The organism is Acinetobacter sp. Colony158 (genome assembly GCF_019264745.1).
Taxonomy (GTDB): domain Bacteria; phylum Pseudomonadota; class Gammaproteobacteria; order Pseudomonadales; family Moraxellaceae; genus Acinetobacter; species Acinetobacter ursingii.
In genome coordinates this window covers 294,221-302,738 of sequence record NZ_CP078523.1, presented here as the reverse complement: position 1 = coordinate 302,738, position 8,518 = coordinate 294,221, and the positions used below count along the sequence as shown (strand labels likewise).

The 8,518-nt window shown below is 40.5% G+C and carries 6 protein-coding genes, 1 tRNA gene and 1 pseudogene; 4 read left to right on the top strand and 4 right to left on the bottom strand.

The features are described 5' to 3' along the window. From JR005_RS00835 to purM, 4 genes and pseudogenes are all read right to left on the bottom strand, one after another. A pseudogene (locus JR005_RS00835) lies at nucleotides 1-1,117 on the bottom strand (IS3 family transposase); the annotation flags it as partial. A 74-nt stretch (nucleotides 1,118-1,191) separates the two neighbouring features. After that, a tRNA-Arg gene (locus JR005_RS00830) sits at nucleotides 1,192-1,267 on the bottom strand. A gap of 385 nt (nucleotides 1,268-1,652) precedes the next feature. Continuing rightward, the gene (purN, locus tag JR005_RS00825) at nucleotides 1,653-2,294 is read right to left on the bottom strand and encodes a phosphoribosylglycinamide formyltransferase (RefSeq protein WP_218665401.1); all 642 of its coding nucleotides are present in this window, start codon (nucleotides 2,292-2,294) and stop codon (nucleotides 1,653-1,655) included. Further along, complete coding sequence (purM, locus tag JR005_RS00820) at nucleotides 2,291-3,361, bottom strand: phosphoribosylformylglycinamidine cyclo-ligase (RefSeq protein WP_004987281.1); 1,071 nt, start codon at nucleotides 3,359-3,361, stop codon at nucleotides 2,291-2,293. The genes purN and purM overlap by 4 nt, the downstream gene beginning before the upstream one ends. 134 nt (nucleotides 3,362-3,495) lie before the next feature. On the opposite strand from purM, the gene cxpE reads away from it, so the two are divergent. From cxpE to JR005_RS14325, 4 genes are all read left to right on the top strand, one after another. Then, a complete protein-coding gene (gene cxpE, locus JR005_RS00815; RefSeq protein ID WP_125269164.1) occupies nucleotides 3,496-4,686 on the top strand; it encodes a chloramphenicol efflux transporter CxpE in 1,191 nt (396 codons plus the stop codon). 33 nt (nucleotides 4,687-4,719) lie between these two features. Then, nucleotides 4,720-5,424, top strand: a complete 705-nt coding sequence (gene hda, locus JR005_RS00810; RefSeq protein WP_004987277.1) for a DnaA regulatory inactivator Hda — start codon at nucleotides 4,720-4,722, stop codon at nucleotides 5,422-5,424. A 119-nt stretch (nucleotides 5,425-5,543) separates the two neighbouring features. Continuing rightward, on the top strand, nucleotides 5,544-7,352 hold the full coding sequence (rbtA, locus tag JR005_RS00805) for a rhombotarget A (RefSeq protein WP_218665400.1): 1,809 nt from the start codon (nucleotides 5,544-5,546) through the stop codon (nucleotides 7,350-7,352). 24 nt (nucleotides 7,353-7,376) lie between these two features. After that, nucleotides 7,377-8,518 (top strand): CSLREA domain-containing protein (locus JR005_RS14325; protein ID WP_228731725.1); only part of this gene is annotated, 1,142 nt, incomplete at its 3' end.

Here is an 8,518-nt window from a genome sequence, read left to right as displayed (position 1 = left end):
CCACTTCCCTTAAACTGAGACAGTCATAACTAGAGTTTTCCAGTTTTACCCTGTAAATCGCAGGGGGTAAATTACCTAAACTCTCATGGGGACGTTGCTCGTTGTAATCCGTACGCCACAACCATGCCATTTCTCTCACTTGAGTTAAGTTTTCAAATAAATATGCATTGAGAAACTCTTTTCTGAATGAACCATTGAACCGTTCAATGAACGTATTTTGCTGTGGCTTGCCAGGTTGTATATGCAACACTTCAATCTCATGTTCTTCACACCAGTCCAGTAATTTAGCCGAAATAAATTCAGGACCATTATCAACTCGAAGTTGCTTAGGTAAACCACGTTGCTGCCCCAATCTATCCAGTACTCTGACAACACGTTCAGCGGGCAGTGACGTATCAACTTCAATATCCAGACATCCTAGTACTTTCATCCACAATATTCAAAGTACGAAAACGTCTACCGCAATACAGGCTGTCACTCATAAAATCTAGCGCCCATTGATGGTTGGCTTGAGCCACTACTTTCAAGGGCTGTGCAATGCGCTTAGGAAGAGCTCGTTTTTGGCGACGTGGCATATTCAAACCCATCAAACAGTACACTCGATAAACCCTTTTGTGATTCCAACTATGGCCTTGACGACGAATACGGCCAAAACATTTCCAAAAGCCCGATTGTGGTGATTGTTTCAAGACACAATTCAAGGCATCAATGACAGCAGCATCTCGCTTACGCCAACTTGTACTTCGTCGATAGTAGCTGGCTTTGCTAAGTCCACTCAAACGACAGGCTTGCATGACTGACAATCCAAGTGAAATTAGAGCATTCACACAATCTCGTCGATCTGCTATCACCAACCCTTTTTTGCGAATAGTTCCTTCATCGCATGATTTTCCAGACTGAGTTCAGCAAACATTTTTTTAAGTTTGGTATTTTCTTCTTCTAACTCACGCATACGCTTGACTTCAGATGCTTCCATACCATCATATTTGCTTTTCCATACATAATAGGTGGCATTGCCAATACCATGTTTACGGCAAATATCGTCAACTTTCATCCCAGCATCCGCTTCTTTCAAGATGCTGATAATTTGGCTTTCGGTAAATCTTGATTTTTTCATGTCTGTCTCCTGATCTTATTTAATCAGAAAACTCTAGTTATGACTGTCTCAGTTTAAGGGAAGTGGACANAAAATGGTGCGCTCGGCGGGACTCGAACCCACGTCGGTCACTTAGGAGGCAACTGCTCTATCCAGTTAAGCTACAAGCGCGCAATTTTATGATTATAAACAAAAAAGTTATTGTTGAGGCAATAACTTTTTATTTTATAGGGTTTCTTATTCTGAAATAATTTTACACCGATAATATTCATCTTATAGGTAATATTTAAGATCAAGTATTATACATAATCAAATGATTCAATGACCTTCACAACGATAATATTAGATGATGAGTTATATGGTATTTGTTAAAATCAGTTCATCTGATTTGAATGAAAAACAATCTACCATTGATCTTGAAATGCCGACTCAAATGGATTGAGGAGCTTGGGAATATCATTATCAACTCAAATGTCTGAAAAATTAAAAGCCAGTTAATTATTTAACTGGCTTTTATTGGAAATTTTCAGAAACTTAGGCTGTAACCACTTTATTTTTACATTTGGCAGAGCTGTAAAGGTTTGCTAATCGGCTTGCCTTTAAATAATGCCTGACCAGACTGATACTGAATAGTTTGATTACAAATCCATTCTACCACTTGAGGATAAATCAGATGTTCAAGTTCATGCACACGTTTTGCTAACGTGTTGACATTATCATTTTGAGCAACTTTAACTATACCTTGTAATAAGACAGGGCCAGCATCGAGTTCCGCCGTCACATAATGAACGGTACAGCCATGAAAAACGTCACCAGTATTAAGCACTCGTTGATGGGTATGCATGCCTTTATATAAAGGTAATAGGGAAGGGTGAATATTAATCATTTTTCCTTCCCATGCTTTTACAAATTTTTCACTCAGGATTCGCATAAAACCAGCAAGTATCACAAGGTCGACACCCCACTGTATAAGTTGATGATGCATAGCATCATCAAACATTTCACGGTGAGGGTAAGCTTTATGTTCAATGACTTGCGTTTCGATGTTGGCTTGTTTAGCTCGCTCTAGCGCATAGGCATCTGCTTTATTGGAAATGACACCGACAATTTCACCAGACCAATGTTGCATACATTGAGCATCAATCAGGGCTTGTAAGTTGCTGCCATTTCCTGAAACAAGTACCGCAATTTTCATCATGCAAAGATCACACGAATTTTTTCGTCAGCACCTTCTACAGATTCAGCATTATCCTGAATATGACCAATTTTCCATGCTTTTTCACCTTGTGAATTCAGCACTTCAATGGTTTTATCTGCATCAGCCGCATCTACTGCGATGACCATGCCTACGCCACAGTTAAAGGTACGATACATTTCAAACTGTTCTACACCACCTTCGCGTTGAAGTAGTTTGAACAATTCTGGCCATTCCCAAGATGCTTCATCAATTACTGCTTGAGCACCGTTTGGAAGTACGCGTGGTAAATTACCCGGTAAACCACCACCAGTGATATGTGCCATTGCATGCACATCGACTTGTTTGCACAGTTCAAGCACTGATTTTACATAAATCCGTGTAGGTTCCATTGCGACATCAGCCAATGAACGACCGTCAATTTGTTGAGTCAAATCAACATTTTTCACATCAAGAATTTTGCGAAGCAGTGAATAGCCGTTTGAATGTGCGCCGCTTGAAGCGATGCCAATCAAAACATCACCTGCTTTTACTTTTGAGCCATCAATAATTTTGCTTTGTTCAACCACACCGACTGCAAAACCAGCCAAGTCGTAATCTTCACCTTCATACATGCCTGGCATTTCAGCAGTTTCACCGCCTACCAATGCGCAACCTGCAAGCTCACAGCCTTTCCCAATACCAGTCACGACATTAGCTGCAACGTCCACATTTAAATGTCCTGTTGCATAATAGTCGAGGAAGAATAATGGTTCTGCACCACAGACCAATAAATCATTGACACACATGGCGACCAGATCTTGCCCAATAGTGTCGTGACGATTGAGGTTGAGTGCTAAACGTAATTTTGTGCCTACACCATCTGTGCCAGAAACCAAAACAGGCTCTTCATAACCTTTTGGAATTTTACAGAGTGCGCCAAAGCCACCTAGACCGCCCATGACTTCAGGGCGAGTAGTACGTTTAGCTACCGACTTGATACGATCGACCAGTGCGTCGCCCGCTTCAATGTCGACGCCCGCATCTTTATAGCTTAAACCAGTATTTGGGGTAGAAGTTGAGTTGCTCATAGTGAAGTCTCCGCATTGGCGGCAGATTATAACCTGAATATACGAAACTCTTATGTTATTTATGCTTTTAAATGCTATCTTTAATTAAATATTTTTGCCTCTATAACGAATACATTAGAAAAAGGTCAGATTTTATGCAAGATCGTACCCTGCGTCGCATTTTTATTTTGACAGGTATAGCACTTTTAATTTGGGTTCTTTATTTACTTAAACCCGTTGTGATTCCATTTGTGGTCGCATTTTTGGTTGCCTATTTATTTAGTCCACTAGTTGAGAAACTCAGCAAAATTGGACTTCCGCGTTGGGTCTCTATTGGGATTGTATTTATTGGTATTGGCATCTTGTTGGTTTTGGCAATCTGGTATGTCGTTCCTTTAGTTTGGCAACAGTTAATCTATGCCAGAGATAGTATTCCTGCGGGCATTCATTGGATCAATGCGACTTTTCTGCCATGGGTATCACATACCTTTAATGTGGAACGCATGGAAATTGATACCGATCAGATTTCAACAGTGGTCATGGAATATATTCAGACCAATTATAGTGCCGACAGTATTCAAGCGATGGCTTTAAGACTGGCTCAGTCTGGTCTAAGTTTTATTCAAATTGGTGGAACTGTTGTTTTAATCCCTGTAATTGCATTTTATTTCTTACTCGATTGGAACCGTATGTTGCAAAGCTTACGTCGTCTCATTCCACGTCCTTATGAAGAAAGTACTCTACGCATAGTAGGCGAATGTCATAGTGTGCTAGGTGCATTTGTAAAAGGTCAATTTCTGGTGATGTTGCTACTAGGTATTGTATATGCTGTAGGACTTCAACTGATTGGTCTTGAAGTTGGACTCATTATCGGGATGGTAGCAGGGTTGGCCAGTATTATCCCGTATTTAGGTTTTGCTGTAGGCATTATTGCAGCACTTATTGCCACACTGTTTCAGTTCGGCGTGGACTGGATGCAACTCGCGCTAGTCGTGATTGTATTTATGATTGGACAAGCCGTTGAAGGTTATATTCTACAGCCATTTTTGTTGGGTGATAAAATCGGTTTGTCGCCTGTGGCGGTTGTTTTTGCTGTACTAGCAGGTGCACAACTTGCAGGCTTTTGGGGAATGTTGATCGCTCTGCCTGTCGCCGCTGTTATCGTGGTATTGTTGCGACATGTTCGTGAAGCTTATGAGCATAGTCAGCTATACGGGTCTGATGCCATTGTCGTACAGCATGCTGGGGGTGAACATATTAGTGTCGAAACTGAAAGTGTTGATCTTGATATTGAAATCAAAAAGCCGCAAGATACTGATGTCCCAAACAATTCTACACCTAAATAGCCAAGAGGTTGCTCACGAGGTTTATGACATAGTATGCGTCAACTACAGTTGGATATTGAACCTCAACTTGATGCCCGAATCAGTGATTTTTCTGGGCCGGGTTGGGGACATGTTGTTGATGCCGTTCGTCAGTTACATGCAGGATTAGTCAATCGCTTTTATATTTATGGTGGGGCGGGTTCTGGAAAAAGTCATTTACTTTCAGCAATATGTGATTCCTATCTGGAGATAGGTAAATCTGCAATCAAAGTTTCATTGCTTGAACTTTTAGATGCCCCGATTGAGGCGATTACGTCACTGGAGCGTTATGATCTGGTTGCCTTAGATGACATTGAAGCGATTAGTGGCGTTCCGCATTGGCAACGGGCTGTTTTTCATCTCATTAATTATAATAATGAAGTCGGTGGACAACTGGTATTTTCATCTCGCGTTGCTCCGATTGAACTCAAACTGGAACTTCCTGATTTACAGTCGCGTTTAACACAGGCTGTGAGTGTGAAAGTACCCAATGGCAGTCTGTATGCTGACCGTGAAGCTTTGGTGTTATCCACTGTAGCACGTCGCGGTTTGCATTTTGATCCGCAAATAATTGAATATCTGCTATTGCATGGTCCTCATCAAGCGTCTTTACTATTACAGACATTGGCACAGCTTGAAAAAATGCTCAAAGGTGAAAAAACCAAGCTTTCTAATGCAACTTTGAGACAAATCTATGCCTTGATAGATGAGTATCGCTAGTCATGTGAAAAATCTTGAGTAATTACTCAAGCTATGCGAAAGTACGCAAATTGAACGAAAAGTTGCTAGGACGTGGCGACTTTACAAAAATAATGAAAATGGAAATGAAGGAGAAAGGTATGCTCAAGCGGGGTATAGGCGTTGGGCTGTTGTTTGTCGCTGGTCATGCATATAGTGCTGGCGAAATCATAGTCAACACAACAGCAGACGAAGTTAAGAACGACAATCTCTGTTCTTTGCGCGAAGCAATTGAGTATATCAATCAGGGAATGCCAGAAGCAGGCTATAATGGATGTGGGGGAAAAGACTCTACTGCTGTTGTATTGCTGGAAAAACAAAAAACCTATGAATTAAATAGCCAGATTAAAATTCAGAAAGCGTTACAGCTTAAAACAACGTATGACACCAGTGTCGGTGAAAACCAATATGGTTTAAATAATGCCACGATTAAAATGGTCGGCAATGACCGTATATTCTATATATATGATGACAATAGTGAAAATCCCCAATATAGCGTTTCATTGATTGAGGTCAATCTGGAAGGCAATCCAAATAGTCCTATTAATAATGGTGGGCTAATTTTCAACCATGAAACTTTGGGTTTGCAATACGTCAAATTGATCAATGGACATGCCACGGTCAATGGTGGCGCGATTTATAACGAAGGTGTTTCTACTGACAAAAGTGCAGGCTACGTTAGTGCCCAAAATGTTATTTTCCAGAATAATACAGCCTCGCAAGGCGCAGTCATTTATAGTGAATTACCAAGATTTCATCTTTATCAGACCGTTTTGCGTGATAACAAGGCGACAGGTTCAGATCAATCGACATTGTTATATTCTGCTATCGCATTTAATGATGACTCAACCAGTGGTAACGCGAGCTCTCGTTTATATGGGTTAAAGAATAGTACGATTTTTAATAATACAGGCTATATCACCAATGTACGTGATGGCATGATTATTAATAATATCACCATGATTCGAAATAACGCAGGTTTCTACCTTCAAGCACCAAAAGGTGATGCTTATGTGTCAAACAGCATCATTTCTGAAAATGGTTCAAAAAACTGTGTATTTGCAGATGGGGATAAAACCCAATTCATTAACAATCTGACCAAGACTTCTGATTGCGGTAGTGGCAATTCGACTGATCCAAATATCGAGATAGGCAGTAACACCTTATTGGCGGGTGAGTTAGAAGGCAAATGTAATGCTGCTCCAGCAGAAGGTTTACTTTGTCCATATTACTTGCCTGAAAAGCAGTTTTTGGGATTCTTCAAACCCCGACTCTTGATGTCTTATCAAACTTTAAGTGATTCGCTGATTGTGAATCGAGGTCGTGTCCTTAGTGATGGGACTAATATTACCAGTCTTTCCAGTTGTGAATCGGTCGATCAGCGTGGCAAAACACGTAGCACGAAAGAGCTTTGCGACATTGGGGCGATTGAATTGGTCATTGATGCGGATTCTATTTCACCTGTAGGCCAAGATATTTTGTATGGTGAAACTGCGAAGTTTTCGATTGCGGATCAGTTAGCCGATGGGGAACTACTTCCTGCCAGTGAATGTGAAAGCTTATTGGGCAAACGAGAAGATGGTAAAGCATGGCAGGCAGGTTGTTTGCAAATCGTGCAAACCAACACGCCATCTAAAGGTACATTAACACTCGATCAGGAAGGTAATGTGACTTATGTACCAAATGGAAACTGGCATGGTTCTGATGAGTTTAAACTTCGCGTTATGACCACGATTACTCGATTCAGTGATTCTATTGGAAATCGTTATATCGATATTCCTGGAAAAATTGTACAAGATCCACCGAATGATTTTGAAAGTAAAAAAGTAAAAACGGGTGGTGGTAGCTTTGGTTATGGAATGTTAATCGCCTTATTGGGACTTGTAGGTTTAAGACGATTTAAAAAGTAGGGATAGGGATATAAGGGATAAGTCATGAAAAATTATAAAAAAGGACTACTGACAGTAATGGTGTTATCTGCCATGTCACTCATGGCCGCAGAAGATAAAACCATTTATGTCAATACTTTTGATGATATTGATGATCAAGGTAGCAGTAAATGTTCACTTCGGATGGCGATGAAAGCGGCTGAACTGAATCGATCTTACGGTGGCTGTGGTGCTGGAAATACCGCAGCTTCTGCCATAGATTACATTCAGCTTGAAGAAGGAAGCTATAAGCTTAACTCGGAGCTGGTTCCAGCATCATCTATTTCATTGATGGGAAAAATTCCCCAAGACTATAGCAAGATCGATGTCATAACCAATGATTATCCAGCTAAAACGATCTTGAAGACGATTATTGATGGTCAGGGTAAGAGCCGACTCATTAATACCAGTAATAGTAAAGCTACGATTACGGTGAGTAATGTCCAGTTGCAAAATGCTAAGAGCGACAGCCGTGGTGGTGCGCTCTATCTAGGTGCTGCGACAACTTTAACAGGTGTTGCGATTTTAAATTCAAGTGCAAATCAGGGGGCTGCGATTTATCTCGAAGGTAATAATTCATCATTAACTTTAGCCAGTGGAATTTATCAGGGTAATAAAACCGTTAAGAAAAACCAAAATGATGTCGACAATATTGGTGATGTACTCGCCATGAGTTGTCTGGATAATTTGTCATACAACAAACGCACGTTGGCGTTTACCAATAACAGTTTTATCCAAAATGGTTCTTCGGATAGTAAAAGTACACTTGAGTTTTGTGGTGAACCGACCACGACTTTAACTGCAAATACCATCGCACAGAATACGGTAAATGCTGATAATGGAAGCATTATAAAATTTACAGGGGATAGCCGCGTAAATACCGATGTAAACAAGTTAAGTACAGCAAGTACTTTGCAAATGGTGAGTAACACGATTGTAGAAAATAATGCGTTCAGTACTTTTTTATATGACAAAATTGGTATCAAGGTGTTGTCATTTAACGTGCTTGCATTCAATAGCAATCGCTCATGCCGTTATTTGCTTGGCGAAGCAAAAGATCAAAAAGATACGGGTATTGGTTTAGCTTATAATGCGATAAGTTTGGCTGCTGGAAGTCAAAGTCAGTGTGATGTTGCAAGTGAGGTCTT